14 protein-coding genes are annotated in these 18,610 nt (G+C 37.4%); 3 read left to right on the top strand and 11 right to left on the bottom strand.

The window, feature by feature from the left end:
- Positions 1–133 precede the first annotated feature (133 nt).
- Positions 134–889, bottom strand: coding sequence for an SDR family oxidoreductase (locus tag BW964_RS07590; RefSeq protein WP_076506139.1), 756 nt, complete (start codon positions 887–889; stop codon positions 134–136).
- A gap of 709 nt (positions 890–1,598) precedes the next feature.
- Here BW964_RS07590 and BW964_RS07595 point away from each other — a divergent pair.
- The gene (locus tag BW964_RS07595; RefSeq protein WP_034741140.1) at positions 1,599–2,027 is read left to right on the top strand and encodes a cold-shock protein; all 429 of its coding nucleotides are present in this window, start codon (positions 1,599–1,601) and stop codon (positions 2,025–2,027) included.
- A gap of 105 nt (positions 2,028–2,132) precedes the next feature.
- Here the strand turns inward: BW964_RS07595 and BW964_RS07600 are convergent, their stop codons facing one another.
- The 7 genes from BW964_RS07600 to queG all read right to left on the bottom strand — a co-directional run bounded on the left by BW964_RS07600 (position 2,133) and on the right by queG (position 11,048).
- Complete coding sequence (locus BW964_RS07600; protein ID WP_076506721.1) at positions 2,133–3,581, bottom strand: TolC family protein; 1,449 nt, start codon at positions 3,579–3,581, stop codon at positions 2,133–2,135.
- Positions 3,562–6,684, bottom strand: a complete 3,123-nt coding sequence (locus tag BW964_RS07605) for an efflux RND transporter permease subunit (protein WP_076506142.1) — start codon at positions 6,682–6,684, stop codon at positions 3,562–3,564. The genes BW964_RS07600 and BW964_RS07605 overlap by 20 nt, the downstream gene beginning before the upstream one ends.
- Before the next feature lie 27 nt (positions 6,685–6,711).
- On the bottom strand, positions 6,712–7,800 hold the full coding sequence (locus tag BW964_RS07610; protein WP_076506143.1) for an efflux RND transporter periplasmic adaptor subunit: 1,089 nt from the start codon (positions 7,798–7,800) through the stop codon (positions 6,712–6,714).
- A 59-nt stretch (positions 7,801–7,859) separates the two neighbouring features.
- Positions 7,860–8,192, bottom strand: coding sequence for a hypothetical protein (locus BW964_RS07615; RefSeq protein WP_076506145.1), 333 nt, complete (start codon positions 8,190–8,192; stop codon positions 7,860–7,862).
- Positions 8,193–8,415: 223 nt separating this feature from the next.
- Positions 8,416–9,063 carry a murein L,D-transpeptidase catalytic domain-containing protein gene (locus BW964_RS07620; RefSeq protein ID WP_076506147.1) on the bottom strand — a complete coding sequence of 216 codons (648 nt, stop codon included), beginning with the start codon at positions 9,061–9,063 and terminating at the stop codon, positions 8,416–8,418.
- A gap of 5 nt (positions 9,064–9,068) precedes the next feature.
- Positions 9,069–9,752: a TIGR02117 family protein gene (locus tag BW964_RS07625; RefSeq protein WP_076506149.1), complete on the bottom strand. Its 684-nt coding sequence runs from the start codon at positions 9,750–9,752 to the stop codon at positions 9,069–9,071.
- A gap of 351 nt (positions 9,753–10,103) precedes the next feature.
- On the bottom strand, positions 10,104–11,048 hold the full coding sequence (gene queG / locus BW964_RS07630) for a tRNA epoxyqueuosine(34) reductase QueG (protein ID WP_076506723.1): 945 nt from the start codon (positions 11,046–11,048) through the stop codon (positions 10,104–10,106).
- Between the two features lie 142 nt (positions 11,049–11,190).
- On the opposite strand from queG, the gene BW964_RS07635 reads away from it, so the two are divergent.
- Both BW964_RS07635 and BW964_RS07640 read left to right on the top strand, forming a co-directional pair.
- Positions 11,191–11,490 carry a rhodanese-like domain-containing protein gene (locus BW964_RS07635; protein WP_076506151.1) on the top strand — a complete coding sequence of 100 codons (300 nt, stop codon included), beginning with the start codon at positions 11,191–11,193 and terminating at the stop codon, positions 11,488–11,490.
- 22 nt (positions 11,491–11,512) lie between these two features.
- Positions 11,513–12,133 carry an HD domain-containing protein gene (locus tag BW964_RS07640; protein ID WP_228431952.1) on the top strand — a complete coding sequence of 207 codons (621 nt, stop codon included), beginning with the start codon at positions 11,513–11,515 and terminating at the stop codon, positions 12,131–12,133.
- Positions 12,134–13,152: 1,019 nt separating this feature from the next.
- Here BW964_RS07640 and BW964_RS07645 read toward each other — a convergent pair.
- The 3 genes from BW964_RS07645 to BW964_RS07655 all read right to left on the bottom strand — a co-directional run bounded on the left by BW964_RS07645 (position 13,153) and on the right by BW964_RS07655 (position 18,567).
- On the bottom strand, positions 13,153–15,705 hold the full coding sequence (locus BW964_RS07645) for an RICIN domain-containing protein (protein ID WP_076506153.1): 2,553 nt from the start codon (positions 15,703–15,705) through the stop codon (positions 13,153–13,155).
- Positions 15,706–16,791: 1,086 nt separating this feature from the next.
- A complete protein-coding gene (locus tag BW964_RS07650; protein ID WP_076506155.1) occupies positions 16,792–17,562 on the bottom strand; it encodes an alpha/beta fold hydrolase in 771 nt (256 codons plus the stop codon).
- Positions 17,563–17,577: 15 nt separating this feature from the next.
- Complete coding sequence (locus BW964_RS07655) at positions 17,578–18,567, bottom strand: NAD(P)H-dependent flavin oxidoreductase (RefSeq protein ID WP_394333897.1); 990 nt, start codon at positions 18,565–18,567, stop codon at positions 17,578–17,580.
- Between the last annotated feature and the right edge of the window lie 43 nt (positions 18,568–18,610).

The raw sequence follows: 18,610 nt of genomic DNA on the forward strand, positions 1-18,610 counted from the left end.
ACAGAAAAGAATGATAAACTCTGTATATCAACAGCTTAAAAGTGTATATAAAAGAAGGAAGAGGCAAGTGACCATAAGGCCATCTGTTGTGATTATAGACTTTAATCTTCCCCCTTCCCTCTCTCATACTTAACTATCTGGTCGTATATCCTCCGTTCGCAAAGATCGTCTGACCGGTGATCCACCACCCTTCTGTTACCAGAAATTCTACTAGCGGGGCAATATCTTTAATATCCGTTAATCCTCCCAATGCTGAGGCAGATTGATGATATGCTACGGCATCTGCAGTTTCCTGACCATAAAAGAAAGGTGTGTCCATTGGTCCCGGCGCCACTGCAGTTACCGAAATCCCTCTTCCTCCCAATTCTTTTGATGCGGCTCTCGTGAAATGCTCTACCGGAGCTTTTGCTCCTGCATAAGTAGAATAAAGACCGGTATACGCTGCCAGTAAAGAGGTAACGATGGTACAGATTTTCCCATTATCATTCAGTTTTTTACCGGCTTCCTGAAGAAAGAAATAGGCTGATTTTGAATTCACATTGAACATGGCATCGTATTCTTCTTCTGTAGTTTCCGCAAAAGGTTTCTTAAGCACCATTCCAACAGTATTGATCGCAATATCTATTCCTCCGAATTGAGAAACAGCTTCATCAAAAAATCTGGTTATATTAGCGACTTTGGTAAGGTCTGCCTGAAACAAAAATGCTTCTGCTCCCAGTTCCTGAACTTCGGCCAGTGTTTTTTCACTGTCTGCTTTTGAGCTTTCACTGTTATAATGAATCGCCAGTTTTGCGCCTTTAGCGGCAAAGTCCCTGCTTAGTAGTCCTCCTAAGTTCTTGCCACCTCCGGCAATTAATACGACTTTACCTTTTACATCTTGTGTTGACATTATAATTACTTTAAATTGTTAGTGAAACAAAGGTGGATAATGAATGTCAATACAACATGGTGAATCTTTCGGAAATTGTAATGATTCTCAATTTCCTTAATTTGATTCTATAAAAAAGGGCCGACTGAAAAAAATGTATTTTTTTTATGGACTACAATCGGGATATATTTCACTACATACCAATTGAATACACCCTTCAAGTGCCCTGGAATTCAACTTTTCTTTAAGAGAAGTCTAAAATAAGTGAGTTTTAGGCACGGCATTTGCAACTCTGTCAATCATATTATACACCACTTCATTCTTATAATATATTATTTTCCATAATCCTCAGTTTGCTGAGGATTTTTTTTTATCATTGCCTTCAAATGGATGAAATGATTACTGCATTTAAGAGAGGGAAAATACATTTTTGATAATCAATGATTTAATATAGGTTTATTCAGTTTTTTGTCGTATATTTGTATATTAATTAACAGGCCTCTGCCTTTGCCCTCTGTATAGTTTAGAAATTCTTTCTTATCAGTTCCCGCTTTTTCAGATGCCCCATTTTTTAAAAAATCACTTCTTTTACTGATGAACGGCCAAAACAAAACTGCTTTCGACGTTTCGTTGGATCAAGAAGAACAAACGGACGACTGCAGGCTTTACATAGCATAGGGCAGATCAGGTAACAAATATTACAATATAAAATTAAATAATAGAATAATTTATGGCAGACTCTTTTTCTAAAAAAGAAAATTTCAAGAAAAAAATTCAAAAGCAAAAAGAAAAAGCGCTGAGACGCGAAGATCGTAAGACGAATAACAACAAAGGTGCGGAAGATGTATTCATGTATGTAGATGAATTCGGAAGACTTACCTCTACTCCTCCTGAAGACAGAGAAAGACAGGAAGTAAACATTGATGAGATCCAGCTTGGTGCAGCTCCGATTATGGAGGAAGATGTAAGAAAGACAGGAATCATCACCTTCCACAGTGAGAAAGGCTATGGCTTCATTACTGAAGACAACAGCAAGGAAAACGTTTTCTTTCACAACAACAGTTGTGCACACCCTGTAAAAAAAGGGAACAAAGTATCTTTCGAGAAAGAAAAATCTCCGAAAGGATTCTCTGCGGTTAACATCCAGTTGGTTAAATAATTAAAGTTTTAGCTTTACTATAACAGATCTGCTCTATTGGCAGATTTCGTAAAACAATAAAGAAAGCCGCCCTCAGGGGCGGCTTTCATCGTAAAAAAGTAAAAATCAATCCAGTTTTCCGCCTAGTGCTTTAAACAGCAGAACGTTATTTCTGGTATTCTGATGCTGAAACTGGAGCAGATCCAGTTCAGCGGTCAGTTTGCTTTTCTGAGAATTGATCAGCTCAAAATAATTGGCATAGCCCGTCAGGTAGAGATCATTCGAAACCTCCACACCCCGGTCTAAGAAACCTACTTCTCCAGCTTTTAACTGCAACATTTTTTCATAGATTTTGGTTTGCTTCAGAATAGACTGAAGCTCATTGAATGCGGTTGTCACACTCTTCTGATAATTGAGAAAGGCAATCTCCTGTTCTTTCCCGGCTACTTTAAATTCATGTTTCAGCTGTCCTTTATTAAAAACAGGGACCATCAGACCTCCCAACAGTTGCCCTGCGAGAGAAGCAGGACTGAAGAAATTTCCGGCAGAAAAAGCATTCAGCCCGAAGCTGGCTCCAAGATCGATTTTTGGATAAAATGCTGCTCTTGCGGCTTTAGCATCAGCCTGTGAGGCTTGCAGCACATAATAATTGGCCGCTACATCAGGCCTGGAATGAATCACTGTTTCTACATTGATCGTTTTATTCAGGACTTCCATATTCGTTGGCATCAGTAATTTTCCACGTTTCACTTCACCGCCATAGCTCCCAGTTAATGTAGTCATAGCCTGTTCCACCGTCACAATTTCCACTTTTATATGTTCAATTTCAGCCAGCCAGTTATTGTTCTGTGCTTTAAACTGCTGAACGGCCAGTTCCGTCGCCTTCCCTACTTCACGCTGGGCAAGTACGATCTCAAAAGCCCTCTGCTGAAGATGATAGTTTTTCTGATAAATCGCCAGACGATTGTCCAGTGCTACCAGCTGATAATATAAATTGGCAATATCCGTAAACAATTCTACCTGCAACAGTCTCAAACCTTCTTCAGAAGCCAGGTATTTTTTCTGGGCTGCCAGTTTTTTATTTTTAAGCTTTCCCCAGGCATCTATTTCCCAGCTGCTCCTTGCTCCCAGCCAGTAATTCGGGGTAAAATTCCGGTTGATCTTCTGATCTTCGGTAATATTGGGTGAAAGATTGGTATCATAATTCCCCACCCCTTCCATAGTATATTTTCCGTAACGGTCACCGGAGACTGAAGCGCCTATTTCAAGAGAAGGAAGCAGATCCATTTTGGAACGCTGCAAAAAGCTATTCGCAATATCTACCCGCTGCTGAGCGATCCGGAAGTCAGGATTGGCCTGAACCACCTGGTCAAAAAGTTCCAGCAAATGAGAATCCGTAAAATAAGTTTTCAGGTTGATTTGCTGAAAATGGTCTGCATCTATTGTATTTTCAGTGGTAACAATATCAGGAATTGTATGAGCTTTTTTAAGTTCAGTTACTTTTGGAACGGTGCACGACATTAAGCTGAATACCGCAATTCCGCACGCTATATTTCTATGATTTGATCTCTTCATTTTTCTTTTTATTTTCAAGTTTTGCAAAGAATATATACAGCCCCGGAATGACCACTAGGCCAAATACAGTTCCGATAAGCATTCCTCCCGCTGCAGCAGTACCTATGGAACGGTTTCCGATCGCTCCGGCTCCAGAAGCTATACACAACGGAATAAGTCCTGCTACAAATGCAAAGGAAGTCATCAGAATAGGGCGGAGACGCTGTTTTGCGCCTTCAATTGCGGCTGGAACAATATCATAGCCTTCTTTATTTCTTGCTACGGCAAATTCAACAATAAGGATGGCATTTTTAGCTAAAAGTCCGATTAACATAACCAAAGCTACCTGGGCGTAGATATTATTATCCAGCCCGGTAAGAACCAATGCGATATAAGATCCGAAAATACCCGTCGGAAGACTTAGCAGTACAGGCATCGGAAGAAGAAAACTTTCGTATTGTGCCGCTAATAAAAGATAGACAAACAAAAGACAGATCATAAATATATAGACCGTCTGGTTTCCTGAAAGAATCTCTTCTCTGGTCATCCCGGACCATTCTACATCAAAACCTCTCGGAAGCGTTTCTTGGGCTACCCGTTCTACGGCTGCAATAGCATCCCCGGAACTATAACCTTCTGCAGGTTCTCCATTGATCATGGCGGACATATACATATTATACCTGGTCAAAACCTCAGGGCCGTATACTTTTTCAATGGTGATGAAGGTAGAGAAAGGGACCATTTCGCCTTTGTCATTTTTCAGATATAAATTCAAAATACTTTCAGGAGTATCCCGGTGTTCCGGATCTGCCTGTACCATTACTTTATACATCTGGCTGAAACGGATAAAATTGGTAGCATAATAGGAACCCAACATCGTCTGAAGTGTCGACATGGCATTGTCTACGGAAATTCCTTTTTTCGCGGCCATATCATAATCCATGTGGATCATATACTGTGGAAAGGTCGCATCAAAACTGGTAAAACTGTTCTGCAATTCGGGAGCTTCATTCAGTTTTTTAACAAAATCTTTGGTGATTTTATCCGTATTTTCAATAGTTCCTCCGGTTCTGTCGAGAAGACGGAGCTCAAAACCACTGGTATTTCCAAATCCGGGAACTGTAGGCGGAGCGAAAATTTCAATCTGTGCATCGGCAACGCTCTTCGTTTTTTCGGAGAGATCAGCAATCAGTTCATTGACAGAAATATTCCTCTCTTTCCAGTCTTTCAGATTGATCATAGCCATACCATACGAAGAACCGGCAATTTCTGTCACAATACTGTATCCCGCCAGTGTGGTCACATTTTCCACCCCTTCTATTTTCTTGGCAATACCAGTGACCTCATCCAGTACTTTTTCCGTTCTTTCAACAGTGGCGCCCTGAGGAGTGGTAACACTGACGTAAACCATTCCCTGATCTTCCATCGGGATAAATCCGGTAGGTAGAAATCTGCTGGTAACCACAGTCAGTATAATAAATAAAAACAGAATACCGAAGGTGACTACGGTTCTGGTGGCAAATTTTGATAAAACACCAACGTATCTTTCGGTCAGTTTTTCAAAACCTCTGTTGAAACTTTGAAAAAACCGGTCAACTACGGTTTTCTTTTTGTTGTGGTTATGAGGTTTTAAAATAATGGCACAAAGTGCCGGGGTCAGGGTCAGGGCATTCACTCCGGAGATGACAATACTAATTGCCAGCGTCAGTGAAAACTGTCTGTAAAAAACCCCTACAGGCCCATCCAGAAAAGCGACCGGAATAAATACAGCAGACATCACAATGGTAATAGCGATCACCGCACCTGCAATTTCTTTTGTTGCACTGATTGTTGCTTCCAGAGGTTCCATGCCCTGCTCCATTTTCACATGGACGGCTTCCACGACGACAATCGCATTATCCACCACAATTCCAATGGCGAGAACAAGAGCAAAGAGGGTTAATAAATTCACTGAAAAATCCAGCATGTTCATGAAAGCAAAGGTTCCTATTAATGCTACCGGCACTGCCAGCACAGGAATCAGTGTAGAACGCCAGTCCTGAAGGAAAATAAACACGACAATGCCTACAAGAATAAATGCCTCGATAAGGGTCATCAATACCGCACTAATCGAAGCATCCAGGAATCTGGAAACGTCATACGCCATATTATACTCCATTCCGGGAGGAAACGAAGTGACTTTTAATTCTTCCATTTTTGCCTTGACACTTTCAATGACTTCGGATGCATTGGAACCTGGTCTTTGCTTCATCATAATGGATGCTGAAGGTCTTCCGTCTGTTTTGGAAACCATTCCGTAATTCATGGCACCAAATTCAACCTTTGCTATATCTTTAAGCTTCAGGATGGTTCCGTTCACGTCTGATCTGATGGGAACTTCTTCATACTGTTTGGGCTCAAAGAATTTACCTTTATATTTGATGACATACTGTAATTGACTGGAGGTTTTTCCGGAGGTCTCTCCTACTTTTCCCGGTGCAGCTGAAATATTCTGTTTCTGCAGAGAACTGATCACCTCATCAGCCGAAATACTGTATGCGGCCATTTTCTGCGGATCCAGCCAGATTCTCATGGAATATTCTTTCTGGCCCATGATCTCGGCACGTCCTACTCCATCGATACGCTTCAATTCCTGGAGTACATTAATATCTGTAAAGTTGTAGATGAATTGCTCGTCCTGGCCGGGATCTGCACTGGTAATATTCAGATACATCAGCATACTGTTCACCTCCTTTTCAGTAGTGACTCCCGCTCTGATCACTTCCTCGGGAAGCTCATCAAGGATGGTTGTCACCCTGTTCTGCACATTCACTGCGGCCACATCAGGATCTGTTCCCACTTCAAAGAATACCTGAATTAAGGTAAGCCCATCGTTAGAAGTCACCGTAGACATATACGTCATTCCGGGAACCCCGTTGATGGCCCGTTCCAAAGGAAGAGCAACAGCGTTGGCTGAAACTTCGGCATTGGCTCCTGTATATTTTGCAGTCACGGTGACAGAAGGGGGTACGATATCGGGAAACTGGGTGATGGGCATTTTCATTAATGCCATAATTCCCAGCAATACAAATACAATGGAAATCACCAACGAAAGCACCTTTCGTCTTATAAACATTTCTACCATGTCAGTTGATTTAAAAATTACGAAAGGTTAATACTTCTTTTTAATTTTAATCATATCACCATCCTTCAAAGACTGTGTCCCTTCATAGATGATCAGATCTCCTTTTTTAAGACCGCTTTCCACGACATAAGAATCTCTTAAGGTGGTTCCGATCTTAATACTGGTCATTTTCACTTTGTTCTTTTTATCGACAACAAAAACATAGGTCTTGTCCTGGATAGAGAATGTAGATTTCTGAGGAATCAATAGGGCATTGGCCTGATGCTCGGAAATAATAAGTTTTCCTGAAGTCCCGTGCTTAATCAGGCGGTCAGGGTTGGGGAACAGTACTTTATAACGGATAGAACCCGTAGTTCTGTCAATTTCTCCTTCTGCTGTTTTCAGTGCACCATTGAACTCATAATTGACCCCATTGGGAAGTGTAAGTTCTATTTTATGGTGATTTCCGATCTTATCATTCGCAATAAGTTCGAAATACAGGTTTTCAGGAATAGAGAAATAGGCATAGACTTCATTCAGCTGGGATAAAGTGGTGAGCAGGGTTCCGTTTTCTACAAGGCTTCCTTCTTTATGAGGAATAACGTCGATAACACCGTCAAAAGGCGCTGTTACTCTTGTAAAACTGATTTTTTGCAGCACTGTTTTTCTTTCCGCATCTGCAAAAGCGTGTTTTGCTTTAGCTGATGAAAGCTTGGCCTTAACCATTTCAAGTTCATTATTTGCGACAAACTTTTTGGCATGAAGACTCTGGATCTGTTTCAGTTCTACTTCTGCCACCCGTACATCGGCATCGGTCTGCTTTAAAGTAGCGTCTGCTTTTAAAAGCTCCATCTGTAGTTCTGCATCACTGATCTTGAAAAGGGTCTGGCCCTTGTGAACAAACTGTCCTTCATTCACATAAATATGGTGAATGATTCCCCCGATCCGGGAACGGATATCAACATTTTTCTTTGCCTGAATATCGGTAACAAACTGGTTGTTGACAAGGGTATCTTTTTCTTTGATCTCAAGTACAGGAACTTCTTTTTCGTTCGCTTTATTGTTTTTGTTGTTTTTACTGCATGACGCAGCGAATAATATTGCAAGAATGCAAATTATTACGTTTTTAGAATACATTTTAAAGTATTTAAGTTATAAAAATTTCGTTAAAATAAACTGTTTTTCAATAACTTACATTAATATAACTGGAAAAGATGGAGAAAGGATTTTACGCCGCAGATGGTGGAAATCGCGATATCAGGAAGACTGATTCTGGAGGTAATTTTAAGAATTTCCGAGAAATCTTCTGTTGCTACCTCATCTTTGCGGGATGAATGTTTTACGATTTTCGATATAGAAGGCAGTGCATGAGTATTCATATCTGCTTCCTCGTAAAAATCGAGAATATGAACATTCCCTACAGTTGGTACGCAGGGAATATTTCCCATTGCTTTTTCTGCCCATTTCGAATTGAAAAGGGTAAAAACCAATATGAAATAGAAAAAGATAAGTGATCTCAGACCTGCCATGTCAATAAGAAAAGCTTTGGTTTTATAGTAAAAACGATAGTTCGGCGAAATTATGAATTTTAGGTCGGTTATCTGGCATCGTGAATGTTAAAAAAACTTAAATCATGTTTTATATCATTAAAAAATAAAGGTCTTTGAAACAATTCAAAGACCCAATTCTTTTTTAGATTTATTTTAATGGAATATTTTTTATAAAACGAAGTAATCCGTTCATTAAAGATAGTTAGTGATAAATCCACATGAGAACCGGCTTCCCTGCTTTTTGAAGCATAGGATCAATTTCTTTCATAGCATTATTGGAAATAGTGGGACAGCCCCATCCTTCAGGAGAACCTTTTGGAAAAACTTCGTCGTCACTCATCTGATCCCATGAATGAAAAACAATATATCTTTTCAATGCATTGCTGTTTGTTTCTTCCAGACCATGCATCAGGTATTTAATATGAATTCCCCAGTCACTCTGACCTCTTCCCTGAAGCTTATATTTGCCCAAAGATGAAAGATGGCTTCCGTCTTCATTGCTGAAAGCCGGGTTGTTTTTAGAACCATCACTACTCCATGGGTTTATTCCGCAGCCATGTCCTACGAGATACATTTTGGAAACAGACTTCGTTTTAAAATCCCATACAAAAAATCGTTTGATTCCTGAATGAATACTCATATCGATAAGAATACAAAAATCTGTACTGAGTTTTTTTGACATGCAGAATTTCAAAGCTTCTTCTGCCTTATCTGCCATTTCAGAAACCGGTATTTGAGGTTTCCTTTCTTCTTTTGCTACAGAAATTCCGGGAGCCTTCTTAATTTCGCCGGGCTTTTTACTACAGGAAAATACAAGATGAATAGCGATAATTACGGCAAAAATCTTCATTAAAATTATTTATAATGTCTGAAAATCCCGAAGTCGGAAGGAGTCCATAAGGCTGCTTTCTGTCCTGCCGCCTTGAGAGCATCATTGGCCCACGTATTACAGGTATAAAGGAAGCTGTAGGTCCCTTTGGCATCATAAAAAGCATCGTTGACATCATAAACAGCATTGGTAGGTATCACCATAAAATTTCCGTTCTGATCTCTGTCGAATTTATCTTCCACAAATTTTACCAGGTTTTTATACTGGTCTCTGCTGATCATGATCATTTTGCAGTCTTCCCCTTCTCTCATGGTTTTGTAATAGGTGCAATGCATGGCAGAATCGCTGAGCCAGAATGCTGCTTTTAAAGCAGTGGAAGCCTTTAGATCAGCCCATGTAGGAGTATCAAGATAAAAACCTTTATCGCCCCAGCCAATTCCTATATAGTGGTAATCTGTACTTTTTGATTTGGTATTGGAAAACGGAACTTTTGCTCCCCAATCCTGAAGATCATTTTTTACAGGCATTACGATGTCCGTATGTACACCGTTTGTATAAATATAGATGGGAATATCTTTCGGCTGCCCGTCGTCCTCTGCAGAAACCTCTATGAGTGGAAGCACAAGGCCTAAAATAATGTAAAACACTACAATTCCTAAAATAACTCCTATGGTTTTGAGGATATATCCTAATACAATTTTCGCAGTCATATTTTAATACAATTTAATCATCAATTTTCCGTAAAAGTATTTGTTTTAATCGGAAAAATGATTAAATTTAGTTACGAAATATTCACAAATATGCGTAAAAATGTAAAATCACAAAAAAGATTTAAAGTAAGAGTGAAAATTGCTCCTAAAAGAGTACAAAAAAAACGTTGATTTTCTGTGGGATTTTGTCTCATGAAAGTCAATTTTTCTTTTTAGGAAAAGTTTTCAAAAGATTCTTACTGAATTCAATCTTCTCCTCCTTAAGACGTACAGCTTAAGGGATGGCCAGTTATCCACGAGATTTTGGAACTCAAAAATTCCAGATAAGGATTCGTCACCAAAAAAATTACCCTAGATTTTATCTGAAGAGCCTTCCAAAAATTCAATATTTCGTTTCAGACCAGCAAATTTTGTTCTCTTCACCGGAGATTTCCTAAAGATCTCAGAGAATATTTCCTGAGTAATTTCCTTCCATTCTTCTTTTTTGAAATTTTTCAAAGATTCGTTGGGAGCAAATCTGTTCTGTTTGTTGGGTGCAGAAAATCTGTTCCACGGACATACATCCTGACAGATATCACAGCCGAACATCCAGTCTTCCATTTTGTCTTTGAAGTGCTCAGGAATTTCGTTTTTGAGTTCTATGGTCGCGTAAGAGATACATCGGCTCCCATCGATTATTTTTTCTGAAACAATGGCATCTGTAGGACATGCATCGATGCATTTCCGGCAGGTTCCGCAATGATCTGTTGTCGCATGATCGGGAACCAGCTCAAGATCACAGATGATTTCTGCTAAAAAGTAGAAGGAACCGTTTTGTCTGGTGATCAGATTGGCATTTTTCCCTACCCAACCTATTCCTGATTTTCTGGCCCAGCTTCTTTCCATAACGGGTGCAGAATCTACAAAGACCCGGAATCCGAATGCTCCAATTTCGTCCTGAAGTTCTGAAACCATTTCACGAAGAATTTCTTTCACCACCTCATGATAGTCTTCTGCGTAGGCATATTTGGAAATTTTATAATTCTCTAATGCAGAAATTTTTTCTTTTGGAAAGTAGTTGTAGGAAAGTGAAATGACAGATTTTGAACCTTCTACCAGAAGCCTTGGATCTAATCTTTTATCGAAATGATTTTCCATGTATTTCATTTCGCCATGAAAATTATTTTTAAGCCATTTTTCAAGATTAGGGGCATCTTCTTCTAAAAATTCAGCTTTGGAAATACCACAGCTCTGAAACCCAAAACGTTCTGCTTTGGTCTTGATGAGCTGGGAATATTTTTCGGCACCGGAATTCAGGATTTTCACCTTGCAAAATTAAGATTAATTTACCAATCTTTCTCTTTTGAATTCCGGAGTGGATAAAGGTAAATTTTTAGGCGCTTTTTAAGGAAAAAATTGCGTATTTTCGTTCTTATTTTTAATCTAAAATTAAACAGTTATGTCTTTAATAGAAGTAATACAATCCGGAAACTATGAATTGATCGATGTCCGTGAGCCCATGGAGCTTGAAATGGACGGAAGTATAGATGGAGCTAAAAATATCCCTCTTGGTGAAGTAGAGGAGAGAAAAGAGGAAATCTTATCTGTTGAAAAACCGGTCATCTTATTCTGCAGAAGTGGAAACAGAAGTGGAAAAGCATTGGAATATCTTAACGGACAAGGCTTGAAAGACGGTTATAACGGCGGAGGCTGGGCTGAGCTTAAAGCAGTGTTGGAATCAAATCAAGGAACTTTTTAAAGTTCCTTTTTTTATCTTATCTATGATGGATCTGCAAGAAAATTTTATACAGCTGTGTCTTACTTTTTCAAAAGACCAAAGTCTTATCAATCACTTTTGGCAGGAACTTGAAATAAATTATTCTGAAAAGGGGCGGCATTATCATGACCTTTTGCATCTGGAAAATATGTTCAGGGAGCTGGATTCTGTAAAAGAACGTATTGAAAACTTCACTGCGGTTTCATTTGCTGTATTTTATCATGATGTCATTTACAATGCCTCTTCAAAATCGAATGAAGAAAAAAGTGCGTCGTATGCTGAATCCAGGCTTCAAAAACTAGGTTTACCTCAAGATCTTATTTCAAAAATCACCACTCAGATTATAGCTACAAAAACACATCGAAAAGCTGAAGATACGGACACCAATTATCTTTTGGATGCTGACCTTTCCATTCTGGGAAAAGATCTGGATGCGTATCTGGACTATAGCCACAAAATAAGAAAAGAATACTCCATTTATCCGGATCTGCTTTATAAACCCGGAAGAAAAAAGGTGCTAAAACATTTTCTGGAGCTCGAAAGTCTCTTTAAAACAGATGAATTCAGGGAAAAATATGAGCTTAATGCCAAAAAAAATATAGCCGAAGAACTTAAGATTCTGTGAATATTATATATAAAAAGAGATGCAGCAAAAGCCACATCTCCATCAAAACATCCATTCAAACACAAACCATTTCTAACACAACTATTTCACATTCCAACACCCAGGATGAATTGAAAAATGTTTGTAAGTTTTAAGATCTTTTTTTCATAATTCTTGTTTTCAGAATCATCAGCATCACCTATTGATATTTCAAAAATAAACATTTAAATATCACTATAAGGTGATTTTAATTGCGTGTATTATGTAATTTAAGCATCGCCAAATACTGTCAAAACTATTGGTATCACAGGTTTATTTCTCTTTGGAAGATCCTTAAATATTTTTAAAAAATTAATGATATAGATTTATAATTTATTTAGAACACAAATTATCTATTTTTTTATTTTCATTAAAATCAATACAAATAAGAATAAAAAGACTGGTAAAATCTCCAATCAATACGCTTGAAAAATGACGGGATTGTCTTAATAATTTGTAACTTCTGTACAAAATGATGACTTTATCTTTAATCTGTACACATCAATAATCATCAAGTCATGAAGAAGCGGCAGGATATGACGAACAAATTGATTACTAGTGCATATAAATTGAAACACCACTAGTGCATTCATATTATAATAAACCTTCCAATAGAATTAAATCATAATCCTGTAAATCTGTTAATATCGATGTTTTAAGACTACCCTTCTATAACAGCCACTAACAATATAAAGCTAGTGAAGACTTTCTCTAGTTAGTTTTATATCTATCAAATTTATGAGATCTGATAGGTTTTATTCTAAATTCTGTTTTTACTTTTTGTGAGTTGATTCCTACGTCAAAAATAAAATTAAAAGTTGTCATTTTGAACATCTGTTTAATCACTGTTCCTTTTTGACAGGCACATATTCAGCTTATAAAAATTAAAATAGGGGTCAAAGAAAAAATGAAGCTGCCCACAAAGAGCAGCTTCAATAGTAATGATCCAACAAAGTATTTTATGGGGCCACCCGTAAAATCAAGTTGTTCTTATCAAATTTTTAATCCATTATTGGTATCATATACCAAATTTGATCTGAGTCAAATTTTACCTCCTGAGAATTAATATCACGATCTCCTTTTAAAGTGACTACTTGAGTAGGATCAGCTTTAGACCTGATTATAAATCCCCCCGCTTTAATATCATATTCAATAAACCACAAATGTTTTTGATTTATTTCTGGAGTGTCCACATTATCTACATTAATATTATACCCTTTCTGAAGAAACACCCAACCGCTGTTTTGGTATCGGGCTGTTTTTATTTTGTACGCTTTTTCAGAAGGATCGAATTCAATTCTCCATTGACTAGAAATAAGTCCACGATTATAAAGTAATTCTAAATTATGTCTAGGCTGGTTATGATCGATGACATTTTTATAGCTCAACTTAGAACCGATATAATAATTTCCTTGATCTACCTGCGGTCTATGTAATGGGTGTAAACTCCATTTTTGAGCTGCTTGATCGTTTGCCTCATGAACTTGAATACGTGTTCCGTCTGTGGTTTTACTATCGAGTAAATCAAGAAGCATCTCGTGATTCTGGATATTTCTAAGAATATACATTCCATCGTTGGTCATTTCAATCTGCCAAAACTGGTCATTCTCACCATTATCATTATAACCTATGACACTTCTATCCTTGCGACTGGCCCAAGCCAATACTAAATTGTCAGAAGATAAGTTTCTTATCTTATATGCTTTTTTACTACTATTATAAGTGAATTCCCACATTTGATTAGTTGAATATTTATTTTGCCAACCGATTACATTGTGGGCAGGTCCTAAATCTACTACAACATTCGAATTAATACTACTTTTTATTTGGTATACACCGTCATCGATGGTTTTCCCGATCCAAGGGGTGATTGTCCATTTTTGATTTACTCCATTGTTTGAATTATAAACTTGAATTTTGGTTCCGTTTGTAGTTTGACTACCAGATAAATCAAGAACCATCTCAGGATTCTTGTTATTTCTAAGAACATACTCTCCATTATTTCTTTTCTCAATTCGCCAAAACTGGCCATCATAATTTATATCCGGAAAACCTATGACATTAGAACCATTTTCACAAGTCAATACGAAACTGTTATATAATAAGTTTTTTATTTTATATGCTTTTTGACTAGCATTATAAGTGAACTCCCATACCTGATTGTGTGAGGATTTGTTTTGCCAACCGACTACATTATTGGCAACTCCTAAATCTACGACTACATTAGAATTAGGAATACTGCTTCTGATTTGATATTCTCCATCATTGATGATTTGCCCAGTCCAAGGGGTGATTATCCATTTTTGAGCTGCTTGACCATTTACCTCATGAACTTGAATTTTGGTTCCGTTTGTCGTTTTACTGTCTAGTAAATCAAGAACCATATCGTGATTCTTGTTATTTTTAAGAATATACTCTCCATTGTTGCTCACTTCAATTTGCCAAAACTGGTCACTATTATCTTCATCCTGAAAACCTATGACATTTTTACCCTTTGTACTGTCCCAAGTCAATATCAAATTTTTAGAATTTAAGTTTCTTATTTTATATGCTTTTTTACTAGCATTATAAGTGAATTCCCATATCTGATTGGTTGCAGAATTATTTTGCCAACCGACTACATTACCAGCAACGCCTAAATCTACCGCAACATCAGAATTAACACTACTTTTAATTTGAAAGACACCGTCTTCTAAAACTCTTTTAGTTTCATCCGCCTTTGGGATATCTGTAATTTCTCCACGGCGATCAGTACTCATATCATATTTTTTATCATTAAAAAAACCTTTATTGTTACCTTCTGGATGATTATCATACCATTGTATTTGACCGGCACTGGAATATCTTCCAACTGGAGGTAGATTTTCCGGACCTCTAAATCTCGGATTTATCCATACTCTATAAATATTAGTGGATCTATATTCTATAGCGGATCTGATATATTGAGATTGTATTCCTCCCGGAAATGCAATCTCATTTTGATCGTCGTATTCATGTTCTCCCAATGAGGCATTCACATCTATCCCTCCGGGAGCGTAGATTTCATACGCATAATAAACTGCTACATATCGCATATCATAAGGAACCCACCATCTTCTTCCTTCATCAAATGTTTGTGTAGTTGACACGAAGATTGAAGGAGAATTAGTTGAGACATAGTGTGGTAAATTCGCTTCAATTGCTCTAGGTTGTGTATTCACAAATGGCACGAAACCTTCTCCAAAAATCTGATTTGGAGGCCTACGATCCCATCTTATAAGACGCTGTCTTGTATCATTAACTTGAGGTCTCCAATTTAACTGATAATAATTCATGTTTATTCTCGCGAATTGTTGAAGAAGATTAGATAGCTCAAGAAAAGCTATATTTCTAATCCAGTCTACAGCTGCAGCTTGTGCACCATTAGTATTACCCGGACTATAATTTTCACGTACCTGTGAATTTTTTTGCGTGTTAATCTGTGCATTTATGTTGGTGGTATTACTTAATAAGAATGTAATACTTAAACATAATTTCATAATTAACAACCTTACGTTGTTGTTTTTAGTCATCATTTTGTTTGTGTTTTAAAAGTTATAATTCCCTTAACAAGGAGTTATAAATGTATTAAAATTTATTTAAAGACCACATATTTATTTACTTATTTTCAATGTCCGTAGTTAATAATAATTTATATATTTCTTTAATAATCAAATAATTATGAATCTACTTAGCCTTATATTTCATTTTGAAGGTAAAGAATATCTTTCAATGGCCAAAGAGATTAAAAAATTAATTTGCAAATGTTCAATTAATGAGTTTTTTGATAAAAAGTATCTGGTACTACGAATGTAAAAAAAGAAAATTTCACCACTAAAAAACGATGATGAATAAAAATCTGGGGAAATAATGATGAACTAAAAATTTTATATAATACAATTTACAAATTTTGGAACGATGAAGATTTTCTTCACATCAAGGATATGAAAACAGAGCTAAAGTTGTCATTAGCTTTGCCCATGAAATAAGAAAAGCCAGTTATGGAAGTAGACTTTAAATAAATAGCAATTCTTTTTATTTTGCAGATATTTGTCACTTAGAATTTCAGATTTCTTGGCCAGATATGTTTTTTTCATATCCTGTTTAAACTATAATGGATCTTGGATAGAAACTACAAAGAGCGATGTCTCAATATTTCGACGACTTGAATATTGGATTTAAAAAACCATGTATGATTATGATAACTTAGGTGTCAAAAAACTATCTGGGTTTCTTAACGGTGCAATAAACCGGACCTAGCCTAATAATAATAAGAAGAATACAATGAATACATTTACAAAGACAAGAAATACATTAAAATTACTAGACAAAAAATATTCTTCTGTGCTCCCATATTTAACCGAAATACTATAATATGGTTACACATCATTAAAATAGATATGCTTTCTGATATTCTTTACTACAATAGTATAAACCTCTTTTCAGAATAATAAATCAGAATTTCCTGACAAATTCTTTACTTTACAGCCATATTCAATACCATATTCCTGGCTGTCAGAAACATCATATATCATATTAATTTTGAGAACTTTTAAGCCATGTGCTTTAAAAATAAAAAAAAACACCTTGTTCAATCAAGGTGCTATGTACTGTAAGTATTGTCAGCTATTCTGTTTTATAAATGCTGCTGTTTTGTTGAGAACCATTTCCGGAACTTCTTTGTGCGGCGTATGCCCTATTCCGGGAATGATATATTTTTCTGACGTTCCGGCTATCTGATTCACTGTTTTTTCAACCTGCTCCAACGTTCCGTATTCATCAGCTTCTCCCTGAATGAAGAGTAAAGGGCATTGAATATTTTTTAAGAGGTATTCAATATTCCAGCTTCTGTAGTCTTCGCGGGTCCAGGTTTCTGTCCATGCTTTGAAGAGCATTTCTACCTTGTCACCGTGGTATTTTTGCAGACGTTCGGGAAGATTGGTTGTTTTATAAGCATCCCAGGCATCATAAACTCCTTTCAGCGTCACGTCTTCCACAAAAATATGTCCTGCTTCACAGATAACCGCTTTTACTGTTTCCGGATATTTAGCCGCGGTGATCAAGGCAATCGTTCCGCCATCACTGTGCCCAAATAGAATAGCATTAGTAATATGAAGCTCCGAAAGCAGATCATTCAAAAGATCAGCTTCCAATTCCATATAGTTGACGGGTCTTTCATGGGTAAGCATAGGCTCTGATTTTCCGTAACCTAATCTGTCATATACCAGGACATTGCAGTCGGTAGCTTGTGAGAGTTTTGCTGGAAAATCTCTCCAAAGTTGAGTACAACCCAAGGAATCGTGTAGAAAAACAATAACAGGTTTTCCTTCCCATGCATGATGATATGCTGTATAAAGTTTCTGACCTCCTACTTCTATTATTCTTTCTTCCATTTGTCCAAATCTCTATTACAATACTGGTGTTTTCGCTTCTTCAAATTCCTTCAGTAAATTACTGAAAACAGTTTCTACCGGAAGGATATCATTAATCAAAGCCGAAACCTGACCTATTTCAAGCTCGCCATCTTCCATATCTCCTTCAAACATTCCCCGCTTTGCTCTCGCTCGTCCTAATGAAGCGATCAAAGCATCTTTATCTCTTCCGGACTGGTAGATGTCTTCCAGTTCACCAAAGAATTTATTTTTAACCATCCTTACGGGGGCTAGTTCTTTTAAGGTAAGGTGCGTATCCCCTTCATTGAGTTCTGTAATTTTCTTTTTCCAGTTTTCGTGGGCACTTGCTTCAACGGTGGCAGCGAATCTTGAACCGATCTGTACTCCATCCGCTCCTAAAATCATAGCTGCTTTCATTTGCGAGCCGAGTGCAATTCCTCCTGCAGCGATTAAGGGTTTAGAAATATGATTTTTCACATTCGGGATCAGACAGAAAGTAGTGGTTTCATCTCTTCCGTTGTGTCCTCCCGCTTCAAAACCTTCTGCAACGATGGCATCTACTCCGGCATCTTCACATTTTACGGCAAATTTGGTAGACGAGACTACGTGGGCAACTTTTATTCCTTCTTTTTGAAGTGTTTCTGTATAAGTTTTTGGATTTCCCGCAGAGGTAAAGACGATCTTTACGCCTTCTTCAAGAATAATCTGGATGATCTCTTCAAGATTGGGATATAGCATAGGTACATTCACGCCAAAAGGCTTATTGGTAGCCATTTTGCATTTTTGGATATTTTCTCTGAGGATATCAGGGTACATACTTCCTGCCCCTATAATTCCCAATCCTCCGCAGTTAGAAACCGCTGAAGCTAATTTCCAACCTGAATGCCAGATCATTCCGGCCTGAATAATAGGATATTGTATAGTAAAAAGCTCTGTAATTCTATTGTGACCTGTCTTCATTTCGTGAAGTTTTTTTGCTGAATTGAAATCTATAAAATTGCTCATGCGTAAAAATACTAAAAACAATGGTTTTTAGTGATTAAAAATT

Source organism: Chryseobacterium shigense, assembly GCF_900156575.1.
Taxonomy (GTDB): domain Bacteria; phylum Bacteroidota; class Bacteroidia; order Flavobacteriales; family Weeksellaceae; genus Chryseobacterium; species Chryseobacterium shigense.

Bases quoted from the DNA above. Each gene is read 5' to 3' on its own strand.
- BW964_RS07655 (WP_394333897.1), bottom strand. From the start codon at position 18,567: ATGAGCAATTTTATAGATTTCAATTCAGCAAAAAAACTTCACGAAATG.
- BW964_RS07625 (WP_076506149.1), bottom strand. From the start codon at position 9,752: ATGACTGCGAAAATTGTATTAGGATATATCCTCAAAACCATAGGAGTT.
- BW964_RS07595 (WP_034741140.1), top strand. From the start codon at position 1,599: ATGGCAGACTCTTTTTCTAAAAAAGAAAATTTCAAGAAAAAAATTCAA.
- BW964_RS07635 (WP_076506151.1), top strand. From the start codon at position 11,191: ATGTCTTTAATAGAAGTAATACAATCCGGAAACTATGAATTGATCGAT.
- BW964_RS07605 (WP_076506142.1), bottom strand. From the start codon at position 6,684: ATGGTAGAAATGTTTATAAGACGAAAGGTGCTTTCGTTGGTGATTTCC.
- BW964_RS07600 (WP_076506721.1), bottom strand. From the start codon at position 3,581: ATGAAGAGATCAAATCATAGAAATATAGCGTGCGGAATTGCGGTATTC.
- BW964_RS07615 (WP_076506145.1), bottom strand. From the start codon at position 8,192: ATGGCAGGTCTGAGATCACTTATCTTTTTCTATTTCATATTGGTTTTT.
- BW964_RS07620 (WP_076506147.1), bottom strand. From the start codon at position 9,063: ATGAAGATTTTTGCCGTAATTATCGCTATTCATCTTGTATTTTCCTGT.
- BW964_RS07650 (WP_076506155.1), bottom strand. From the start codon at position 17,562: ATGGAAGAAAGAATAATAGAAGTAGGAGGTCAGAAACTTTATACAGCA.
- BW964_RS07645 (WP_076506153.1), bottom strand. From the start codon at position 15,705: ATGATGACTAAAAACAACAACGTAAGGTTGTTAATTATGAAATTATGT.
- BW964_RS07610 (WP_076506143.1), bottom strand. From the start codon at position 7,800: ATGTATTCTAAAAACGTAATAATTTGCATTCTTGCAATATTATTCGCT.
- BW964_RS07640 (WP_228431952.1), top strand. From the start codon at position 11,513: ATGATGGATCTGCAAGAAAATTTTATACAGCTGTGTCTTACTTTTTCA.
- BW964_RS07590 (WP_076506139.1), bottom strand. From the start codon at position 889: ATGTCAACACAAGATGTAAAAGGTAAAGTCGTATTAATTGCCGGAGGT.